The 19928-nt window shown below is 71.3% G+C and carries 20 protein-coding genes; 7 read left to right on the top strand and 13 right to left on the bottom strand.

The features are described from left to right. Window positions 1-14: 14 nt before the first annotated feature. A complete protein-coding gene (locus C1A17_RS03815) occupies window positions 15-476 on the bottom strand; it encodes a YflT domain-containing protein (RefSeq protein WP_101650863.1) in 462 nt (153 codons plus the stop codon). Window positions 477-517: 41 nt separating this feature from the next. On the opposite strand from C1A17_RS03815, the gene C1A17_RS03820 reads away from it, so the two are divergent. From C1A17_RS03820 to C1A17_RS03830, 3 genes are read left to right on the top strand one after another with little or no spacing between them, the layout of a single operon-like run. Then, the gene (locus C1A17_RS03820; protein WP_101650865.1) at window positions 518-1825 is read left to right on the top strand and encodes a magnesium transporter MgtE N-terminal domain-containing protein; all 1308 of its coding nucleotides are present in this window, start codon (window positions 518-520) and stop codon (window positions 1823-1825) included. Then, complete coding sequence (locus tag C1A17_RS03825; RefSeq protein ID WP_101650867.1) at window positions 1822-2466, top strand: DUF1003 domain-containing protein; 645 nt, start codon at window positions 1822-1824, stop codon at window positions 2464-2466. Before C1A17_RS03820 ends, C1A17_RS03825 begins: the two co-directional genes overlap by 4 nt. A 7-nt stretch (window positions 2467-2473) precedes the next feature. Further along, complete coding sequence (locus C1A17_RS03830) at window positions 2474-3601, top strand: Mrp/NBP35 family ATP-binding protein (RefSeq protein ID WP_101650869.1); 1128 nt, start codon at window positions 2474-2476, stop codon at window positions 3599-3601. A gap of 88 nt (window positions 3602-3689) precedes the next feature. On the opposite strand, the gene C1A17_RS03835 is transcribed toward C1A17_RS03830, so the two are convergent. Then, entirely contained in the window at window positions 3690-4121 is a 432-nt protein-coding gene (locus C1A17_RS03835; RefSeq protein WP_101650871.1) for a twin-arginine translocase TatA/TatE family subunit, read from the bottom strand. A 40-nt stretch (window positions 4122-4161) separates the two neighbouring features. Here C1A17_RS03835 and C1A17_RS03840 point away from each other — a divergent pair, with 40 nt between their 5' ends. Then, on the top strand, window positions 4162-4509 hold the full coding sequence (locus C1A17_RS03840) for an MGMT family protein (RefSeq protein WP_101650873.1): 348 nt from the start codon (window positions 4162-4164) through the stop codon (window positions 4507-4509). A gap of 74 nt (window positions 4510-4583) precedes the next feature. Beyond that, on the top strand, window positions 4584-5216 hold the full coding sequence (locus C1A17_RS03845) for an O-methyltransferase (protein ID WP_101650875.1): 633 nt from the start codon (window positions 4584-4586) through the stop codon (window positions 5214-5216). A 64-nt stretch (window positions 5217-5280) separates the two neighbouring features. Here the strand turns inward: C1A17_RS03845 and C1A17_RS03850 are convergent, their stop codons facing one another. From C1A17_RS03850 to dapE, 5 genes are all read right to left on the bottom strand, one after another. Further along, the gene (locus tag C1A17_RS03850; RefSeq protein WP_101650879.1) at window positions 5281-5451 is read right to left on the bottom strand and encodes a DUF3117 domain-containing protein; all 171 of its coding nucleotides are present in this window, start codon (window positions 5449-5451) and stop codon (window positions 5281-5283) included. Between the two features lie 94 nt (window positions 5452-5545). After that, window positions 5546-6679 (bottom strand): hypothetical protein, encoded by a 1134-nt coding sequence (locus tag C1A17_RS03855; RefSeq protein WP_180953202.1) that lies wholly within the window; start codon window positions 6677-6679, stop codon window positions 5546-5548. Window positions 6680-6781: 102 nt separating this feature from the next. Then, window positions 6782-7081 carry a DivIVA domain-containing protein gene (locus C1A17_RS03860; protein WP_101650881.1) on the bottom strand — a complete coding sequence of 100 codons (300 nt, stop codon included), beginning with the start codon at window positions 7079-7081 and terminating at the stop codon, window positions 6782-6784. Between the two features lie 88 nt (window positions 7082-7169). Continuing rightward, entirely contained in the window at window positions 7170-8042 is an 873-nt protein-coding gene (locus tag C1A17_RS03865) for an LOG family protein (RefSeq protein ID WP_101650886.1), read from the bottom strand. After that, a complete protein-coding gene (gene dapE, locus C1A17_RS03870; protein ID WP_101650888.1) occupies window positions 8039-9205 on the bottom strand; it encodes a succinyl-diaminopimelate desuccinylase in 1167 nt (388 codons plus the stop codon). Before dapE ends, C1A17_RS03865 begins: the two co-directional genes overlap by 4 nt. Window positions 9206-9256: 51 nt before the next feature. Here dapE and dapD point away from each other — a divergent pair, with 51 nt between their 5' ends. Further along, complete coding sequence (dapD, locus tag C1A17_RS03875; protein ID WP_101650890.1) at window positions 9257-10201, top strand: 2,3,4,5-tetrahydropyridine-2,6-dicarboxylate N-succinyltransferase; 945 nt, start codon at window positions 9257-9259, stop codon at window positions 10199-10201. A gap of 267 nt (window positions 10202-10468) precedes the next feature. On the opposite strand, the gene C1A17_RS03880 is transcribed toward dapD, so the two are convergent. The 3 genes from C1A17_RS03880 to fdxA all read right to left on the bottom strand — a co-directional run bounded on the left by C1A17_RS03880 (window position 10469) and on the right by fdxA (window position 13375). Further along, window positions 10469-11752, bottom strand: coding sequence for a citrate synthase (locus tag C1A17_RS03880; RefSeq protein ID WP_101650892.1), 1284 nt, complete (start codon window positions 11750-11752; stop codon window positions 10469-10471). Between the two features lie 164 nt (window positions 11753-11916). Next, entirely contained in the window at window positions 11917-13035 is a 1119-nt protein-coding gene (gene dapC, locus C1A17_RS03885; protein WP_219618241.1) for a succinyldiaminopimelate transaminase, read from the bottom strand. Window positions 13036-13057: 22 nt separating this feature from the next. Beyond that, entirely contained in the window at window positions 13058-13375 is a 318-nt protein-coding gene (gene fdxA / locus C1A17_RS03890) for a ferredoxin (RefSeq protein ID WP_101650896.1), read from the bottom strand. Window positions 13376-13496: 121 nt separating this feature from the next. Here fdxA and C1A17_RS03895 point away from each other — a divergent pair, with 121 nt between their 5' ends. Further along, a complete protein-coding gene (locus C1A17_RS03895) occupies window positions 13497-14558 on the top strand; it encodes a GNAT family N-acetyltransferase (RefSeq protein WP_101650899.1) in 1062 nt (353 codons plus the stop codon). Window positions 14559-14608: 50 nt separating this feature from the next. On the opposite strand, the gene C1A17_RS03900 is transcribed toward C1A17_RS03895, so the two are convergent. The 3 genes from C1A17_RS03900 to typA all read right to left on the bottom strand — a co-directional run bounded on the left by C1A17_RS03900 (window position 14609) and on the right by typA (window position 19859). Continuing rightward, complete coding sequence (locus C1A17_RS03900; RefSeq protein WP_101650903.1) at window positions 14609-16327, bottom strand: VanW family protein; 1719 nt, start codon at window positions 16325-16327, stop codon at window positions 14609-14611. A gap of 71 nt (window positions 16328-16398) precedes the next feature. Next, window positions 16399-17949 carry a PIG-L family deacetylase gene (locus C1A17_RS03905; RefSeq protein WP_101650905.1) on the bottom strand — a complete coding sequence of 517 codons (1551 nt, stop codon included), beginning with the start codon at window positions 17947-17949 and terminating at the stop codon, window positions 16399-16401. After that, on the bottom strand, window positions 17946-19859 hold the full coding sequence (gene typA / locus C1A17_RS03910) for a translational GTPase TypA (protein WP_101650907.1): 1914 nt from the start codon (window positions 19857-19859) through the stop codon (window positions 17946-17948). The genes C1A17_RS03905 and typA overlap by 4 nt, the downstream gene beginning before the upstream one ends. Window positions 19860-19928: the final 69 nt, after the last annotated feature.

Below are 19928 nucleotides of genomic sequence, written 5' to 3' on the forward strand. Positions count from 1 at the left end.
GAGGGCGTCCCGACTCAGCGGCGGGCGAGGATGGCGCGGGCCTCGTCGGCCACGGCGGGCGGGCACACGATCTCGTAGCTGCCGGCCATGACCTGCGGCCGCGTGATGACCGAGGACCTCTTCCGGCCCGCGGCCTTGAGGACGATGCCCCAGAGCATGCCGAATCCCACGCCGATGACGATGCCGGGCAGGAGCGCGCCGGAGGTCAGCGATTCGTCGCCGCCGAACAGCGCGAGGAGGAGTCCGACGAACAGTCCCAGCCATGCCCCGGTGAGCGCTCCGCGCCCGGCCGCGGCCGCCCAGGTGAGTATTCCGGTGACCTCCTCGACGATGCGGACGTCCCGCCCGACGATCGCGAGCGCGGACACCCGGAAGTCGTGCTGCGCGAGATGCTGTACCGCGGCGTTCGCCTCGTCGTGGGAGCGGTAGGTGCCGAGCACCTCGCCCGTGGGGAGCTCGGTCCGTGGTTTCGCCATGGGGTCCAGTATGGCCGATCGGCGTGGCGTAGTCTTGTGGGATGAGTGGTTCAGCTGATCGTGTCTTCGTCGCCCGTCTGGCGTCCACCGCGGTCTTCGACCCGCTCGGGGATCAGGTGGGCCGCGTCCGCGACCTCGTCATCGTGTACCGCGCGACCATGCGCCAGCAGCCCAAGGCGATCGGCCTCGTCGTCGAGGTCCCCGGCCGGCGGCGCGTGTTCGTCCCGATGGGCCGCGTGACCTCGATCGCCGCGGGCGCCGTCATCACCACGGGTCTCGTCAACATGCGCCGCTTCGAGCAGCGCCGTTCGGAGACCCTCGTGCTCGGCGAGCTCCTCGACCGCAAGCTGCGTCTGCGCTCCGACGGCTCGGCCGTCCAGGTCGAGGACGTCGCGATCGAGCGGCAGCGCAACCGCGAATGGGAGGTCACCCGCCTGTTCGTCCGGCGCGTGGTCGACCGCCCCGGGGCCTTCGGATTCCGCCGGCGCGGGGAGACCCTGCAGGTCGACTGGACCGACGTCGACCACCCGGTCGACTCCGCGGTGGACCAGGAGGCGACCCAGCTCATCGCCGCCTATCAGGACACCAAGCCCGCCGACCTCGCCGACGTGCTCCGCGAGCTCACCCCCAAGCGCCGCCTCGAGGTGGCGCGCGAGCTCGACGACGAGCGCCTCGCCGACGTCCTCGAGGAGCTGCCCGAGGAGACGAGCATCGAGATCGTGTCGATGCTCGGCATGGACCGCGCCGCCGACGTCCTCGAGGCGATGGACCCCGACGATGCCGCCGACCTCCTCGGCGAGCTCTCCGACGAGCAGGCCGAGGTGCTGCTCGCCGCGATGGAGCCCGAGGAGGCGAAGGACGTCCGCACGCTGCTGTCCTACGACGAGGACACCGCCGGCGGTCTGATGACGACCGAGCCGGTCATCCTCGCCCCGGAGACCACGGTGGCCGAAGCGCTCGCCCACGTCCGGCGCGAGGACCTCGATCCCGCGCTCGCGGCGGCGGTCTTCGTGTGCCGCCAGCCGCTCGAGCCGCCCACCGGGAAGTACCTCGGGCTCGTCCACATCCAGGCGCTGCTCCGCGAACCGCCGCACGTGGCGGTCGGGACGATCCTCGACGACGAGGTCGAGCCGCTCGGCACGGACGCCGCGCTCGGGGACGTCACGCGCATCCTCGCGGCGTACAATCTGGTGTCGATCCCGATCGCCGACGAGAACGATCACCTCGTGGGGGTGGTCACCGTCGACGACGTGCTCGACAAGCTCCTGCCCGAGGACTGGCGCCGTGCGCCCGATGACGACATCGCCGCTGCGGCGGCCGACGACGAGATCAAGGAGGGGACGCGGTGAGCAGGACCGACGACGACTCGCTCGACGAACCGCGCGCCAAGCGGCGCCGGCTGCCGTCGATCGGCGTCTCCCCGGAATCGTTCGGGAAGGCGTCCGAGGCGTTCGCCCGCTTCATGGGCACGCCGCAGTTCCTCATCGGGATGACGGTGTTCTGCTTCGTCTGGCTCGCCTGGAACACGCTCATGCCCGAGCCGCTCCAGTTCGACCCCCGAGCGCTCAACTTCACCCTGCTCACCCTCATCCTGTCGCTCCAGGCGTCCTACGCCGCACCGCTCATCCTGCTCGCGGAGAACCGCAGCGCCGACCGCGACCGGGTGGAGTTCGAGAACGACCGGCAGCGCGCCGAGCGCAATCTCGCCGACACCGAGTTCCTCACCCGTGAGGTCGCCAGCCTCCGGATCGCCCTGCGCGAGGTCGCCACCCGCGACTTCATCCGCTCCGAGCTGCGCAACCTCCTCGAGGAGATGGAGGAGACGCGGGCGGCCGAGCGCCGCGCGGAGCACGCCGAGGAGCTCCGGGCGGTGAAGAAGGTCGCCGTGAAGAAGGCGGTCAAGAAGGCGCAGGCGACCGCCCAGGCCACCGCGGCGCAGGCCGCCCGCGACGCCGTACAGACCGCACCCGAGAACCGAGAGGACGTCTAGCATCCCGATGCCAGCACCCACCCTGGACCAGATCCGCAGTGCGCTCGAGACCGTGCTCGACCCGGAGATCAAGCGCAACATCGTCGAGCTCGACATGGTCGACGACGTCGAGATCGACGATGCCGGCCACGTCACCGTGACCGTGCTCCTCACCGTCGCCGGCTGTCCGCTCAAGGACACCATCACCCGCGACACCGAGAACGCCGTCGGGGCCCTCGACGGGGTCAGCGGGGTCACCGTCAGGCTCGGCGTGATGACGCCCGAGCAGCGTCAGGCCATGCGTGAGAAGCTCCAGGGCGCCGGCCAGTCGCGCGAGATTCCGTTCAACGCACCCGGCTCGCTCACCCGGATCTACGCGATCGCCTCCGGCAAGGGCGGCGTCGGCAAGTCCTCGGTGACGGCGAACCTCGCGGCCTCGATGGCCGCCTCCGGTCTGCGGGTGGGGGTCGTCGATGCGGACATCTACGGCTTCTCGATCCCCGGCATGCTCGGGGTCTCCGGCAACCCCACGCGCGTCGACGACATGATCATCCCGCAGGTCGCCCATGACGTGAAGGTCATGAGCATCGGGATGTTCGTCCCGCCGAACCAGCCGGTGGTGTGGCGCGGACCGATGCTCCACCGGGCGCTCCAGCAGTTCCTCACCGACGTGTTCTGGGGCGATCTCGACGTCCTCCTCCTCGACCTGCCCCCGGGCACCGGCGACATCGCGATCTCCGTCGCCCAGCTCCTGCCCGGTTCGGAGCTCATCGTCGTCACCACCCCGCAGCAGGCGGCCGCGCAGGTCGCCGAGCGCGCCGGGGCGGTCGCGGTGCAGACCCGTCAGCGGGTCGCCGGCGTCATCGAGAACATGTCGTGGCTCGAGCTGCCCGACGGCTCGCGGATGGACGTGTTCGGCTCCGGCGGCGGAGAGCAGGTCGCGGAGAACCTCACGCGGACCGTCGGCGCGCGCGTGCCGCTGCTCGGACGGATCCCGCTCGACACCGAGGTGCGCTCGGGCGCCGATGCCGGCCGCCCGGCCGTGCTCGCCTCGCCGGACGCCCCGGCCTCGGTGGCGCTGCGATCGATCGCCGCCCAGCTGACGTCCCGCTCCCGCGGTCTCGCAGGGCGCTCTCTCGGCCTGTCCCCGGTCTGATCGTCCTCACCGGTCCCGGTCGCAGAACGTCCGGCCGGGATCGGCCGCAGTACGGGTCCGGTCCGATCGCGATACGGTCAGGCGGCGCTCAGGTCGCCTCGGGATCGAAGGGCGCCGCGACCGTGCGGTCGCGCAGACCCGCCTGCTCCTGGAACCGCTCGAGCGGCCCTGCCTGCGCGGTGGGCGCGGCGCCGACGGCCCCTGCGGCCCCGGCCCCGGCGACTGCGGCGGCTCCGGCGGAGAACTGCCGGGCGCGGGTGTCCGCCTCCTCCTCCATGAGGGCCTCGCGGACGATGCGGCGCGGGTCGTACTGCCGGGGATCGAGCTTGCGCCAGTCGACGTCGGAGAAGTCGTCCCCGAGGTCGCGCTTGACGTCGGCCTTCGCCTCATCGGCCCGGCGCTTGACGGTCTTGACGAGATCGCGCAGCTGCTGCGCGTACTCGGGCAGGCGCTTGGGTCCGACGACGAGGAGCACCACGACGATGAGGATGATCATCTCGGTGCCATTGATGCCGAACATGTGCGCCATCCTATCAGCGGGCCTGTGACAGAATCCGCGTATGGACGAGCGCACGATCGAGCTCGTGCTCCGCGCCGCGGAGTGCGTTCCGCCCGGCCGGGTCACCTCGTACGGGGCGATCGCGCGGGTGACGGGAACCTCGGCCCGCCTCGTCGGCCGGGTGATGGCCGTGCACGGCGCGTTCGTCCCGTGGTGGCGGGTGACCAACGTGCGCGGGGCGCTTCCCGCGGGCATCACGCGGCGGGCCGAGGCGCACTGGGACGCGGAGGAGATCCCGCACGCCGCGGGGCGGGCCCGCATCGCCGAGGCGGGGGTCGACGAGCACCGGCTGCGAGCCGCATGGGAGTCGGCGACCCGGGATCTCCGGCGACCCGGAGAACCGGGTTAGACTGGCGACCGCCGTCCCGCACGCGCCGCCGGCGCACGGGCACCCCGCACCGGACACGCAGAGAGGAGCCGCCGATGGCGCACGACCGGGCGATCGACGCCCACTACGCCGACCGGTTCAACCCCTCGGACCCGGTGATGGACGCCGCGCGCACGATCTCCGCCGAGTACGCGACGATCCCGGTGTCGACGACGACGGCCGGGACGCTCACCCTGCTCGCCCGGCTCGCCCGGCCCGCGAGCGCGATCGAGGTCGGCACCGGCACCGGCGTCTCGACCCTCGCGCTCCTGCGCGGCATGCCCGCCGCGGGGATCCTCACGAGCATCGACATCGACTCCGACAAGCAGGCGGTGGCGCGCGACCTCATCGGCGTCGCCCGGATCCGCCCGCACCGGGTGCGGATGATCCAGGGCCGCGGCGAGGACGCCCTCGCGCGCCTCGCAGCCGGTGCCTACGACCTCGTCCTCCTCGACGCCGAACCCCTGACCTACGACCGGCTCGTGCCGCTCGCGATCGAGCGGCTGTCCCCCGGCGGCCTCCTCGTCATCAACAACGCCCTGCTCGGCGGCGCGGTGGCGAAGCCGGCGAACCGCGCCCCGCGCACCCAGGTGGTGCGCCGGATGCTCGATTCGGTCGCCGAGCGCACCGACGTCGAGCGCCTGCTCCTCCCCGTCGACGACGGTCTCCTCGTCCTCACCCGGATCTGAGCCGGGGACGACGGAGGGGAGGGAGATCAGCGATCTCCCTCCCCTCCGGGCACCGGTGCTCAGCTCACTGGGCGAGCGCCTCGGCCAGGGTGTCCTGAAGATTCGTGGCCTCGTCCCTGCTCACCTCGATGACGAGACGGCCGCCGCCCTCGACGGGCAGGCGGACGACGTAGCCGCGACCTTCCTTGGTCACTTCGAGGGGTCCGTCACCGGTGCGCGGTTTCTGAGCTGCCATGAAGAGTCTTCCTTCCATTCCCGAGTGTGTCACTGTCGATTATCCACCATTCTGCGCCGGAGGCGGAAGAACCGGTGCGGAACCGCACGGGCGATCACGGCGGGAGATCGGCCGGCGGGGTGAAGTGCCAGAGGAATCCCACCCAGATGATCTGGAGCATGACGAAGCTCGCGAGCAGCACGATCCGGTACGACCAGGCCCGGTGGTACGCGAGCGACAGCGCGATCGGGAAGAGCGGCAGGAGCAGGCGCAGCGTCGAGGTCTGCGGGTTGAAGAACAGGAGGATGTAGATCCCGTACGCCAGGCAGAAGTGCTGGAGCGTACGGCCCATCTGGCGGCCGGCCGGCGAGTAGATGAGCGCGAGCATGAGCGCGATCGTCGCGAACAGGAGGACCGGGCCGAACGGGCCGACGAGATCGTTCCCGCGGGCGAACCACTGGACGATGACGGACGAGTGCCCGCCGCTCCACGCCGCCTCGGTGTCGGTGTAGGCGGTGAGCGAACCGGTGCGGATCCAGGCGTGGGCCGGGTGGACGAGTGCGGCCGCGCAGCTGAGCACGCCGAGCGTCCACGAGCGGACGACCTCGCCGGCCGGGTACGGGATCGTGCGTCGGCGTACGAAGCGGTCGATGAGGTGGACGAGCATGAAGAACGCGAACGCCACCCCGATCGGTCGCGAGAGATCCATGAGCGCGACGACCGGGATCGCCACGAGGTAGCGCCGCTCAATGACGAGCAGCAGGGCGAGCGCCTGGAGGAGGAGCGTGAGCGACTCCGCGTACCCGGTGCTGAAGACCGCCGAGGCGGGGAAGAAGAAGAGCACGGCGAGGCCGAACAGCGCTCGCCCGGGCGTGGTGCGGCGGCGGAACAGATGGAGGACGACGATCGCGGCGCCCGCGGCGCACAGCATCGACACGAGCGGCGACACGACCTGGTAGTCGACACCGGTGAGGCGGGAGATGTCGCGGACGATCCACGGGTGGAGCGGATAGAACGCCCAGGCGTTCTCCCCCACCGTGCCGGCGGAGGTGAGCGGGAGGACGTCGGGGTATCCGTCCACCGCGATCCGGCGGTACCAGTCGGCGTCCCAGAAGTTGAGGAAGTCGTTGAGGGTGGTCGTCGGTCCGGACGACCACGGGGACAGCGGCTGGCGGCGCACCACCGCGGCCATGATGCCGATGCTGACGATGCGCGAGGCGAGGTAGACCGCGAGGGCCTGGAGCCACACCGGCAGCGTGAGGATCTCCCGCGCCCAGCGCTGCGGGCGGGCGGGATCGAACAGAACGGGGGGAGGGGTCGGCGGCGGGCTCGCGGCGCGGGGCGGCCGCGCTCATCCGTCGGCTGCGGGCAGTCGGCTCTCGAGGACGGCGATGCGGTCCTCCTGGAGACGGATGCGATGGCTCATCTCGCTCATCACCGCGTCGACCTCGTCCATCCGGTAGCCGCGCACGGCGGGGCTGAAGGCGACGCGGGAGAGATCGTCGACGGTGAAGTCGGACCGGAGCAGGCGCCGGGGACGCTGGTCGCCCTCGGCGGGCATCCCGCCGTCGAACAGGTTGAAGGCACCCGCGACGGCGACGGCCATGAAGAAGACTGCGGCACAGACTCCGAGAACGATCCACACTGGCATGCGCCCATGGTCTCACACCGGGGTCCGCGGACCGCGGAGCCGCCCGGGCGGAGCAGCGGACGCTCCCGCGCCCGGCGGACGCCGGCCCTCACCAGGCGTCGGCGGCAGAGAAGTCGACCTTGCCCGTACCCTCTCCTGCGGCGGGGCGCTCGGCGGTCGCGTCGGTCGCGGTGTGGCCGGACACCACGGTGCCCGGCGGCACCGGGCCGGGCGCCTCGGCGACGGAGTCGGAGGTGTCCTCCCCGGTGATGAACTCCACCGCCTCGGTGGGCGAGTCGGTGAGCTTGAGGAGGTCGATGTCCTCGGGCGAGATCGTGCCCGCCCCGACGAGCGTCCCGCGGATCCAGTCGGCGAGCCCGCCCCAGAACTCGGTGCCCATGAGGACGATGGGGAACCGGGAGAGCTTCTTCGTCTGGACCATGGTGAGCGCCTCGAAGAGCTCGTCGAGCGTGCCGAAGCCGCCGGGCAGCACGATGAAGCCCTGGGAGTACTTGAGGAACATCGTCTTGCGGACGAAGAAGTACCGGAAGTTGATCCCGAGGTCGACGTAGCTGTTGAGCCCGGACTCGAACGGGAGCTCGATCCCGAGGCCCACCGAGGAGCCGGAGGCCTCGACCGCACCACGGTTGCCCGCCTCCATGATGCCGGGACCGCCGCCGGTGATGACGGCGTAGCCGGCGCGCGCGAGCTCGGCGGCGACCTCGCGGGCGAGGGCGTACTCGGGTGTGCCGTCGGCCAGGCGGGCCGAGCCGAACACCGACACCGCGGGGCCGATCTCGGCGAGCGAGCCGAATCCCTCGACGAACTCCGCCTGGATCCGCAGCACGCGCCACGGGTCCTGATGCACCCAGTCGGAGCGTCCGCCGCCCTCGAGGAGGCGCTGGTCGGTGGTGGTCCGCGGGACGTGGGCGCGGCGCAGGTGCAGCGGGCCCTTGTTGTAGATCGGGGAGTCGGGGGTCATGCGAGCGGGGTCTCCTGTGGGGTGAGGCGCTGTGCGGGGTCGAGGAAGCGGAGGAGGTCGGCGGTCGCGGACACGACCTCGGAGCACGGGACGTGCTCGTCGGCGCGATGGGCGAACAGCGCGCTGCCGGGACCGAAGTTCACCGCCGGGATGCCGAGCTCGGAGAAGCGTGCGACGTCGGTCCAGCCGAGCTTGGGCGCGGGCTCGCCGCCGATCGCGGCGAGGAAGGCCTGCGCGGCGGGCCGGTCGAGGCCCGGCCGGGCACCGGCGGAGCAGTCGGTGACGCGGACCGGGTACGGGGCGAAGAACGCGGTGAGGAACTCCTCGGCCTCGGCGGGGCTCTTCGCCGGGGCGAAGCGGTAGTTGACGACGACGACGCACTCGTCGGGGATGACGTTGCCGGCCACTCCCCCGCGGATGCCCACCGCGGAGAGCGATTCGCGGTAGTCGAGTCCGTCGACGCGCACGGTCTCGGCGGTGTGCTCGGCGAGCCGCGTGAGCACGTCGGCGGCGCGGTGGATCGCGTTGACGCCGGTGAAGGCCCGTGCCGAGTGGGCGCGGACCCCGTCGGTCGTGACCTCGACGCGGATGGTGCCGTTGCAGCCGCCCTCGATCCCGGCGTTGCTCGGCTCCCCGAGGATCGCGAAGTCTCCGGCGAGCCAGTCGGGGTGGGCGCGGGCCACCCGGCCGAGCCCGTTGAGCTCCGCCTCGACCTCCTCGTGGTCGTAGAAGATCCAGGTGACGTTCCGGGTCGGGCTGCGCAGCGCGGCGGCCGTCGCGAGCTGCATCGCGACCCCGGCCTTCATATCGCAGGCCCCGCGGCCCCACACGACCTCCGCTCCATCGAGGGTGCGGCGCTCGCTCGGGAGGTTGTCCTCGATCGGCACGGTGTCGAGGTGGCCGGCGACGAGGACGCGCTCGGGCAGGCCGAGGCGCGTGGCGGCGACGATCGTGTCCCCGTCGCGCCGGATGTCGAGGTCCGGCCCGGGGCCGGCGGAGATGTGGGCGAGCACCTCGGCGACGGCGTCCGCCAGGCGGGTCTCGTCGCCGGAGACCGAGGGGATGTCGCACAGCCGGGCGGTGAGTTCGACGGGGTCGCCGAGGGCGGCGATGAGGTGCGCGGCGTCGGCGGCGGGCGCGGCGTCGTGCGGATCACTGCTCATGGCTCCCAGCCTAGTACCGGCCGCGCGGGACGGCGCAGTAGGCTGGGACGCATGACTCAACGATTCGTATCCTCCGCCGGAGTGGCCACCGTGCACGGCGACACCGTGCTCAGCGTCTGGTACCCGACCCCCGCCCTGTTCGATGATTCCCAGCAGGCCGACGAGCACGCGGCCGCCGGAGTGGCGACCGCCGGTCTCGACGCGCTCGTCGGCACCGATGAGTTGCGCGGCACCCGGACCGAGGTCGTGCAGCGCACGATCGACCTCGATGCCGCCCCGGCCGACGCCGCCGACGGCTACCTGCGGCTCCACGCGCTCTCCCACCGCCTCATCGCCCCCAACGAGGTCGATCTCGACGGACTGTTCGGGAAGCTCGCGAACGTCGTGTGGACCTCGCACGGCCCCTGTGCCGTCGAGGACTTCGAGCTCACCCGCGCCAAGCTCACCGCGCGCGGCCACGTGAGCGTCTACGGGGTGGACAAGTTCCCGCGGATGACCGACTTCGTCGTGCCCAGCGGGGTGCGGATCGCCGACGCCGACCGCGTGCGCCTCGGCGCCCACCTGGCACCCGGCACCGTGGTCATGCACGAGGGCTTCGTCAACTTCAACGCCGGCACACTGGGCCAGGCGATGGTCGAGGGCCGGATCTCCCAGGGCGTCGTCGTCGGCGACGGCTCCGACATCGGCGGCGGGTCCTCGACGATGGGCACCCTGTCCGGCGGCAACGAGCACCGGATCTCGGTGGGCTCCGGCACGCTGCTGGGGGCGAACTCCGGCATCGGGATCTCCATCGGCGACGACTGCATCGTCGAGGCCGGGCTCTACCTCACCGCGGGCTCGCTCGTCTCCCTGGTCGACGAGGGCGGACGCACGGTCAAGGCGCGGGAGCTCGACGGGGCGGACAACGTGCTGTTCCGTCGCAACTCGGCCACCGGCGCCGTCGAGGCGATCGCACGCACCGCGAAGGGCATCACGCTCAACCCCGACCTCCACTGAGCCCTCACTCCCCTCCCCCACACACTGCAAAATCCTGCGGTTCCTGAGAACGGAACCGCAGGATTTCGCAATCTCACAAGATGCGCCGCGCACCTCGGGGATCCTGCGGACGCCTCGGGCACGTCGGCCGGTGTTCGTCAGCGCACTACGGAGATCCTCGGCTCCTGTTGGCGCACCTCAAACACCCCGGGCGTTCCCCGTGAGACTGCAAAATCCGAAGGTTTCCTTCACAGGAACCTTCGGATTTTGCAGTGTGTGTGGGGAGGATCAGCGGTCGGCGATCGGCACGTACTTCCGCTCGGGCTCGCCGGTGTAGATCTGGCGCGGGCGGCCGATCTTCGTCTCCGGGTCCTTGATCATCTCGCGCCACTGGGCGATCCAGCCCGGCAGGCGACCCACCGCGAACAGCACGGTGAACATGTTCGTCGGGAAGCCCATCGCCTTGTAGATCAGGCCGGTGTAGAAGTCGACGTTCGGGTAGAGGCTGCGCTCGACGAAGTAGTCGTCGGCGAGAGCGATCTCCTCGAGGCTCATCGCGAGGTCGAGCATCTCGTCCGAACCGGTCCGCTCGATGATCTCGTGCGCGGTCTTCTTGACGATCGCCGCGCGCGGATCGTAGTTCTTGTAGACGCGGTGGCCGAAGCCCATGAGCCGGACGCCCTGCTCCTTGTTCTTCACCCGCTCCATGAACTTCTGCGCGCCGTCGTCGGACTGCGAGACCTCCTCGAGCATCTCGAGGACCGCGGAGTTCGCGCCGCCGTGCAGCGGGCCGGCGAGCGCATTGATGCCCGCCGAGATCGACTGGAAGAGGTTCGCCTGCGAGGAGCCGACCATCCGCACCGTCGAGGTCGAGCAGTTCTGCTCGTGATCGGCGTGGAGGATGAAGAGCTGGTCCATGGCCTTGGCCATGAGCGGGTCGACCTCATAGGGCTCGGACGGGAAGCCGAAGTTCACCCGGAGGAAGTTCTCGACGATGTTGAGCGAGTTGTCCGGGTGGACCACCGGGAGGCCGACGACCTTGCGATGGGCGAGAGCCGCGATCGTCGGCATCTTGGCGAGCAGCCGGATCGTCGAGAGATCGATCTGCTCGTCGTCGAACACCGAGAGGTTGTCCTGGTAGAACGTCGACATCGCCATGATCGAGGCCGACACCATGGGCATCGGGTGCGCGTCGTAGGGGAAGGCCTGGAAGAAGCGGCGGAGGTCCTCGTGGACGATGGTGTGCCGGCGCAGACGCGCGTCGAAGGCGTCGAGCTGCTCCTGCGTGGGCAGCTCGCCGTAGATGAGGAGGTAGCAGACCTCGACGAAGGTCGACTTCTCGGCGAGCTCCTCGATGGTGTACCCGCGATGGCGGAGGATGCCCTCGTCGCCGTCGATGTAGGTCACGGCCGAGGAGGTCGAGGCGGTGTTCGCGAACCCGGGGTCGTAGGTGACGGTCCCGGTGTCCTTGAGCAGAGATCCGATCCGCAGCCCTGCGGTGCCCTCGGTCCCCGGCACTGCGGGGAGGGAGAGCTCCGTGTCATCGACGCGCAGCACTGCATCCTCGGCCATATCCACTCCTCTGGTGTCAGCTCAGGAGAATCCTGAGCGTTGTTTCACAGTCATCGTAGAGATTACCGACTCCCCCGCCTGAGCGAAAATCGCGCCCACCCTGTGGGCAGCGCCGTGCCCGAGGCGCGGGCGCCGGGGAGCGCCCGCCCGGCGGCTCGTGCGGATCAGGCTCCGCGCAGGCGCGCAGCGGCGGCCGCGATCCGCTCGTCCGAGGCGGTGAGGGCGATCCGCACGTGCTGCCGGGCGGCGTCTCCGTAGAAGGCGCCGGGTCCGGCGACGATGCCGCGCTCGGCGAGCGCGCCGAGGGTGTCCCAGCAGTCCTCACCGCGCGTGCACCACAGGTAGAGGCCGGCATCGGAGTGATCGACCCGCAGCCCGAACGCCTCGACCGCCGGGAGGAGCTCGGCCCGGCGTGCCCGGTAGCGCTCCTTCTGCTCCTCGACGTGGGCGGTGTCGGTGAGACCGGCGATCATCGCCGTCTGCACGGGACCGGGCACGATCATCCCCGCGTGCTTGCGCGAGTTCGTCAGGTCGCCGACGAGCACCGGGTCCCCGGCGGTGAACGCCGCGCGGTAGCCCGCGAGGTTCGACTGCTTGGACATCGAATACACCGACAGCAGGCCGGTGGGGTCGCCCCCGGTCACCGCGGGATCGAGGATCGAGGGCGTGGCCTCCGCGCCGTTCCAGTTGAGCAGCGCATAGCACTCGTCGGAGGCGACGATCGTCCCGGCCGCGCGGGCGCGCTCGGCGACCGCGGCGAGCACGGTCCGATCGAGCACCTCGCCGTTCGGGTTGCCCGGGGTGTTGAGCCACAGGAGGCCGACGCCCTCGAGCGAGGCGTCACCGCTCACGACATCGGCGGCGTCGATGCGCACGCACTCGACGCCGGCGAGCGTGGCGCCCATCTCGTAGGTCGGATAGGACGCGGCCGGGCACGCGACGCGCAGGCCCCGCTGCCGCAGTCCGAGCAGGGTCGGCAGCCAGGCGACGAGCTCCTTCGAGCCGATCGTCGGCATGACCGAGGTCTCCGGATCGAGCTCGATGCCGTGCCAGTGGGAGTACCAGCCGGCGATCGCCGCGCGCAGCTCCGGGGTGCCGGCGGTCTGCGGGTAGCCGTGGGAGTCGGCCCCGGCGGCGAGTGCCTCGCGGATGACCTCCGGGGTCGGGTCGACGGGCGTCCCGATCGACAGATCGCACACCCCGTCGGGATGCTCGGCGGCCCGGGCGCGGTAGGGCGCGAGGGTGTCCCAGGGGTAGTCGGGCAGATCGAGTCCGTAGTTCACCGTGTCGCTCCTCGGTCCCGGCTCACTGCTGCGGAGGCAGGGCCGCGATGATCGGATGGTCCTTGCCGGTGTTGCCGAGCTTCGCGGCGCCGCCGGGCGAGCCGATGTCGTCGAAGAACGCGACATTGGCCGTGTAGTACTCCGCCCACTGCTCCGGGACGTCGTCCTCGTAGTAGATCGCCTCGACCGGGCACACCGGCTCGCAGGCGCCGCAGTCGACGCACTCGTCGGGGTGGATGTAGAGCGACCGCTCGCCCTCGTAGATGCAGTCGACCGGGCACTCATCGATACAGGCCTTGTCCTTGAGATCCACGCAGGGCTGGGCGATGACGTACGTCACGGGCTTGTCTCCTCATCGAACGGCGGCGGGGGCATGACCGAACGGGCCGGTATGCGCTCCATCCAGCCTACTCCCTTATAGGCTGGGAGCCGATCGAATCCCCGAGTCGCAGAGGTCACACATGCTCGCTCCCCGCCCCGGCATGCGCGTCGTCATCCGGTACCGCTCCGGTGCGCAGCCGACCGACGCGCTCGGCACCGTGGTGCGGGCCGACGACGACTCCGTCACCGTCGACACCCGGCGCGGGGAGACGACGATCCCCACCGCCGACATCCTCCTCGTCCACGAGGTGCCTCCCGCCCCGCAGCGCTCGGGCCGCCTCCACGAGATCGTGTCGCCGCTCGACCTGCGCCGGATCAGCGCACACGTGTGGCTCCCGCCCGACGTCGCCTGGCTCAACGCGGAGAATCTCCGCCACGAGGCCGGCGGCGCGGGGGCCGAGGTGCCGCTCGCCCAGACCGGGGTGCTGCTCCGGTCCTCCGGCGGCGTCTCCCAGCGCGGCAGCTCGGCGATCCCGCTCGGCCGCACCGATCTGCCGCCCGAGCAGACCCTCGAGCTCGTCTCCCGCTGGTACGAGCAGCGCGGCCTGCCTCCGCGCCTCCAGATCTACTCCGCGGCCGGCGGCACCGAGCTCGCCGAGCAGTGCGCGGAGTTCGGACCGCTGCTGCGCCCGGCGGGCTTCGCCCCGTCCGGGGCCACCCTCGCCCTCACCGCAGCGACCCGGGAGGTCGCCGGCGGGATCGAACGGGCGATTGCGGCCGCCCTGCCGGGGCTCGAGATCGTCGAGAGCGAGGAGGCGCATCCGGTCCATTACACCGCGTGGGGCCACCCGGTCGGCTCCGACAGCCACGAGGCCTTCGCCGCGCTCCTCACCTCGCCGGAGCAGCATCGCTTCTACTCCGCGCTGGCGACCCACCCCGACGGCTCGCGCACGCTCGTCGGCGCGGTGCGGCTGGCGATCACCCAGAAGTGGGCGGTGGTCTCGAATCTCGTCGTCGACCCCGGGCTCCGACGGCGCGGCGCCGGACGGGCCCTCGTCGTCGCCGCGGCGGCCGCGGCCGCGGAGCGCGGGGTGCGCTCGATGCTCGCCGAGGTCGAGGCGGGCAATGCCGCCTCGCTCGGACTGTTCGAGACGCTCGGCGCGCGCGAGCACCACCGCTACTGGTACGCGCTGCGGTCCTGAGCCCGGATCGCCGGAGAGCAGCCCGGATCGCCGCTCGCGCGGACGGGGCGCTACTCGCAGACGACCTTGTTCACCGGCCGGTACACGGTGGTGAACTCGTCGCGCTTGACGACCGCTCCCGAGTCGTGGTCGGTGATCGTGCGCGAGATGGTGATCGACCAGCCCTCCCGCGGGGACTGCGGCGTGCAGCGCGGACCGGATTCGGTGATCGTCGACGGCGAGGTGAAGGCGAACCGTCCGGAGGACGAGGACTCGACGTCGACGGTCTTGACCCCGAACACCCGGGCGTGGACCTCTCCCCCGGCCAGGTACATGTCGAGCACGACGGGCGTGTCGCTGTCGTTGGTGAACCTGAGGTCGATCGAGGAGTAGTCGAGGGTGGTCTCCCGCCCCTCGGGGTAGCGCGAGATGTAGCGCGAGTGCGCCTGGTGCTCGTCGAGCTGGAACCCGGCGAAGTAGGCGGCGTTGAACAGCGTCGTCGACACCTGGGACACCCCGCCGCCGTAGTCCTCCTTCATCTGCCCGCCGGAGATCACGCCTGCGGGCCGGTACCCGTTGCCCGCGGTGCGCGGGCCGAGCGCCTCGTTGAGGCTGAACTGCTCACCGGGCTGCACGACGGTGCCGGAGACCTTCTCCGAAGCGACCCGGAGATTAGTGTCCCGGTTCGGCTCCGAGCTGTAGCGGGTGGAGAACGCGGAGATCACCTCGTCGACCTCCGCCTTCTCCGCCTCCTCGGTGGTGAATTCGGGCTCCGCCTCCTTGAGGGCGACGGACGCGGTGCGGTCGTCCGCGGTGAGGGCGGGCAGCACGGCCTCGGCGAGCTCGGTCTCGTCCACCGAGATCCCGCTCTCGCCCGGGACCACACGCGGCTTCCCGTCGACGATCTCGAAGCTCGCGTCCTTCGCCTCGGACCCCACCTCGGGGTTCGCGTCGAGGACCTCCGTGCGGAGCTTCTCGGCGTCGAGCACGGGGCGCAGCTCGCTCTCGTGCGGTTCGAAGCTCAGCGTGCCGGCGATGATCTCCGGGGAGACGACGAGCTCCGAGGCGTCGCCCACGGGCTGCCCCTCCTCGTCCTCCTCGGCGGCGCTGACGACGACGTCGCCGCTCAGCGCGGGCCGCGCGATCTCGGTCTCCGCGGCCTGCGCCTCCGCGGTGGTGATGTCGGGCTCCGTCTCCTCGGCCGGGACCGCGAGCGCGTCCGCGGTGCGGAGCCACTGCTCCTCGACCGTCGTGCGGATCATGTCCTCGGTGACGACGGTGCCGGACTCCCCCTCGGAGAGCACGATCTCCTCGTCCTCGAATCCGAGCTCGGCGTCGACCGGGTCGACGGTGAAGTCCTCGGCGACGGTCCGGGCGACGGGAGTGAACGCGTCCTCGTCGATGACGATCGCCGGATCGTAGACGCGGTCGCCGAACAGCTTCTCGACGACGACGCGCGGATCGAGGGTGAAGTCGGTGATGCCCGCGATCGTGGCCTGCGGGTCGAACGCGAGTCCGGCGTCGGCCGGGACCACGGCGGCCTCCATCCCGTCGGCCTGCAGGCGGAACTCTTCCTCGGCCCGGGGGGCGAGCTCGCGCTCGAGGGTCGCGACGGCGTCCTCCTCGCTCTGTCCGCTGATGTCGACCCCGGCCACCGAGGCCTCCGACGGCATCTGGCGCGAGGCGAAGAAGGCGGCCACCGCGTAGACCGCTGCGAGGAGCACGACCGCACCGAGCACGATGAGGAGGGCGGTGCGGGCGCGGTTCGGCGGAGCGGAGCGGGTGGCCATGGGAACTCACTGTCACGAGGGTGGTGCGGGCGGTCGAGCACAATCTACTACAGCAGGGTCACCTGCCGGAGCTAGCGCGGGTTGCGATCGGATACCGATGCCGGTCGACGGCGCAGCGCCGGCAGGGTGAACGCGAAGAGCGCCGCGATGATCATCGGGCCGAACAGCCACGCGAGGCTGCGGAGCGATCCGGTGACGACGAGGTCGCTGCCCGGCAGCATCCCCGGCTGCCCGAACACGAATCCGATGGCCGACACCGTCGCGGCGGTGAGGACGACGAGTCCGGTCGACCGGTAGAGGGTGCCGATGTGCCACAGCCCCGCGGCGGCGAGAGCGAGGGCGATCGCGAGGCCCCACGGGAGGATGACGGTCTGCCCGGCGAGGTCGACGACGGAGGCGTTGAGGTGCTGGAGGGAGCCGAGGGCGCCGATGAGCAGGCCGACGACGAGCGCGTGGATCGCACCGCCGATCCCGGGACGGCGGCGCGCGGCCGGATCCGCGGGGGTGCCCGCGGACTCCGGCGAGACGCCCGAGGCCGAATCCGCGCGGGTGCCCGCGGCCCCCGCTCCGGCGGTCGCGACCGCACCGGAACCGGCACCTGCACCGGCACCTGCTCCGGGGACCGGATGGGGATCGGGCGCATGGACCGGGACGCGCACGGTGTCGAGCACGGATTCGTACGGAGCATCGGGATCGGGATCCGGTCCGGGGTGGGAGGCCGCCGTGTAGTGCTCGATGTCGGAGATGTGCTGGCCGACCCCGTTGGAGAGCGCGAAGAACTCCCCGGCCACGACGACCTGGGTGCGGTGGGCGGCCATCGCCATCGCCTTGGCGCCGGCGAAGGCGGAGACGTCCTGGGCGACAGCGATCGGGGCCTCCGCGGCGATCGTCGGGACGGAGCTCGCGGGCTCGAACCCGGTGAGATCGAAGCCGGGGCGGGTGGGATCGAAGGCGGCGGCGGCGCGGTCGGCAGGGACGTCGGCGAAGAGCAGCACGGGCGGCGTGTGCGCGCCGCGCCCCGGGTCGGCGTCCACAGAAGTGCGCAGCGCCTCGACGGTCGCCCGGTGGACGTGCCGGTGGTCGGGGTGGCCGTAGCCGCCGCCGTCGGCGTAGGTGATGACGAGGTGGGGGTCGAGTTCGCGGACGACCTCCCGGATGTAGCCGGCGACCTCGTCGACCGAAGCCCGGCACAGGGCGTCGGCGGGCATGTCGGCCGGCTCCTGCGCGTGGCCGTCGGGACCCCATTCCATCCCCGAGTCCTCGAAGCGACGGGCGGGCAGTCCGCCGGTCGCCCCGCCGCGGGGTCCGTCGCCGAGGAATCGGTGGTCGGTCACCCCGAGCGCGGCGCACGCCGCGGCGAGCTCGGTCTCCCGATGGGCCGCGAGTCCGGGGCGGTCGCCGAACAGCGCGGCGTGCTCCTCCCCGATGACCTCGCCGCCCTCGCCGCGGGTCGCGGTGAGCAGCGTGACGTGGGCACCGGAGGCGGCGAGCAGCGCCATCGTCCCGCCGGTCATGATCGACTCGTCGTCGGGATGGGCGTGGACGAAGAGGACGCGCGCCTCGGCCGCGGACAGAGTCCGGGTGGCGACGCGCGCGCCGGCTGCGGCGGGCCCCTCGGTCATGCGTTCTGGCGGCGGCGGGCGTTGAAGAGCTTCTGCCGCTCCTTCTGGTCGAGGACGACCTTGCGGATGCGCACCGTGCCGGGGGTGACCTCGACGCACTCGTCGTTGCCGGCGAACTCGAGGCTCTCCTCGAGGGTGAGCTTGCGCGGCGGAGTGAGGTTCTCGAACGAGTCGGCGGTCGCCGAGCGCATGTTCGTGAGCTTCTTCTCCTTGGTGATGTTGACGTCCATGTCCTCGTTGCGGGCGTTCTCGCCGACGACCTGGCCCTCGTACACCTCCGAGGTCGGCTCGACGAAGAACGTGCCGCGCTCCTGGAGGTTGATCATCGCGAACGGGGTGACGGCGCCGGCGCGGTCGGCGACGAGCGAGCCGTTGTTCCGCAGCTCGATCGCGCCCGCCCATGGGGTGTGCCCGGCGGAGATCGAGTTGGCGATGCCGGTGCCCCGGGTCTCGGTGAGGAAGCGGGTGCGGAAGCCGATGAGGCCGCGGGCGGGGACCTTGAACTCCATCCGGACCCAGCCGCTGCCGTGGTTCGACATCGTCTCCATGGTGCCCTTGCGGGCGGCCATGAGCTGGGTGATGGCGCCGAGGTGCTCCTCCGGGACGTCGATCGTCACGTGCTCGAGCGGCTCGTGGACGACGCCGTCGATCTCCTGGGTGACGACCTGCGGCTTGCCGACGGTGAGCTCGAAGCCCTCGCGGCGCATCTGCTCGACGAGGATCGCGAGCGCGAGCTCGCCGCGGCCCTGCACCTCCCACGCGTCCGGGCGCTCGGTGGGCAGCACGCGCAGCGACACGTTGCCGACGAGCTCGGCGTCGAGCCGGTCCTTGACCATGCGGGCGGTGACCTTGGTGCCCTTCTCGCGGCCGGCGAGCGGCGAGGTGTTGATGCCGATGGTCATCGAGATCGCCGGATCGTCGATGGTGATCGGGGGCATCGGGCGCGGGTCCTCGGGATCGGTGATGGTGTCGCCGATCATGATGTCGGGGATCCCGGCGATCGCGACGATGTCGCCGGCGGACGCCGACTCCGCAGGCACGCGATCGAGGCCCTGGGTCTCGAGGAGCTCGGTGATCTTCGCGGACTTCTCCGTGCCGTCGGACCGGATCCACGCGACCTGCTGGCCCTTGCGCAGCGTGCCGCCGTAGATCCGCAGCAGCGCAAGGCGCCCGAGGAACGGCGAGGCGTCGAGGTTGGTGACGTGGGCCTGGAGGACGCCGTCGTCGTTGTACGCCGGCGCCGGGATGTGCTCGAGGATGGTCGCGAACAGCGGCTCGAGATCGGGGTTGTCCGGGAGCTCGCCGTCGGCGGGCTGGTGCATCGAGGCGCGCCCGGCCTTGCCGGAGGTGTAGACGACGGGCACCTCGAGCACCGCGTCGACGTCGATGTCGGGGACCTCGTCGACGAGGTCGCCGGCGAGGCCGAGGAGCAGGTCCTGCGCCTCCTCGAGCACCTCGTCGATGCGGGCGTCGGGCCGGTCGGTCTTGTTGATCGCGAGGATCACCGGCTTCTTCGCGGCGAGCGTCTTGCGGAGCACGAAGCGGGTCTGCGGCAGCGGGCCCTCCGAGGCGTCGACGAGGAGCACGACGCCGTCGACCATGGACAGCCCGCGCTCGACCTCGCCGCCGAAGTCGGCGTGACCGGGGGTGTCGATGACGTTGATGACGATCGTCTCGCCGGCGGCCGAGGGGCCGCTGTAGCTGATCGAGGTGTTCTTCGCGAGGATCGTGATGCCCTTCTCGCGCTCGAGATCGCCGGAGTCCATCACCCGCTCCTGCACCTCGCCGTGGTCCCCGAAGGCACCGGCCTGGCGGAGCATGCCGTCGACCAGCGTGGTCTTGCCGTGGTCGACGTGCGCGACGATCGCGACGTTGCGGCGATCGGCACGGCGTGAGGTGAGTTCAGTCATCGATTCCCTTTGGAAGAGGTGGGGCGGTCCAGGTGTCCGACAGCCCAGTATAGGGCCGCCGGACACCGC

Source organism: Brevibacterium ihuae (assembly GCF_900184225.1).
GTDB classification, from domain to species: domain Bacteria; phylum Actinomycetota; class Actinomycetes; order Actinomycetales; family Brevibacteriaceae; genus Brevibacterium; species Brevibacterium ihuae.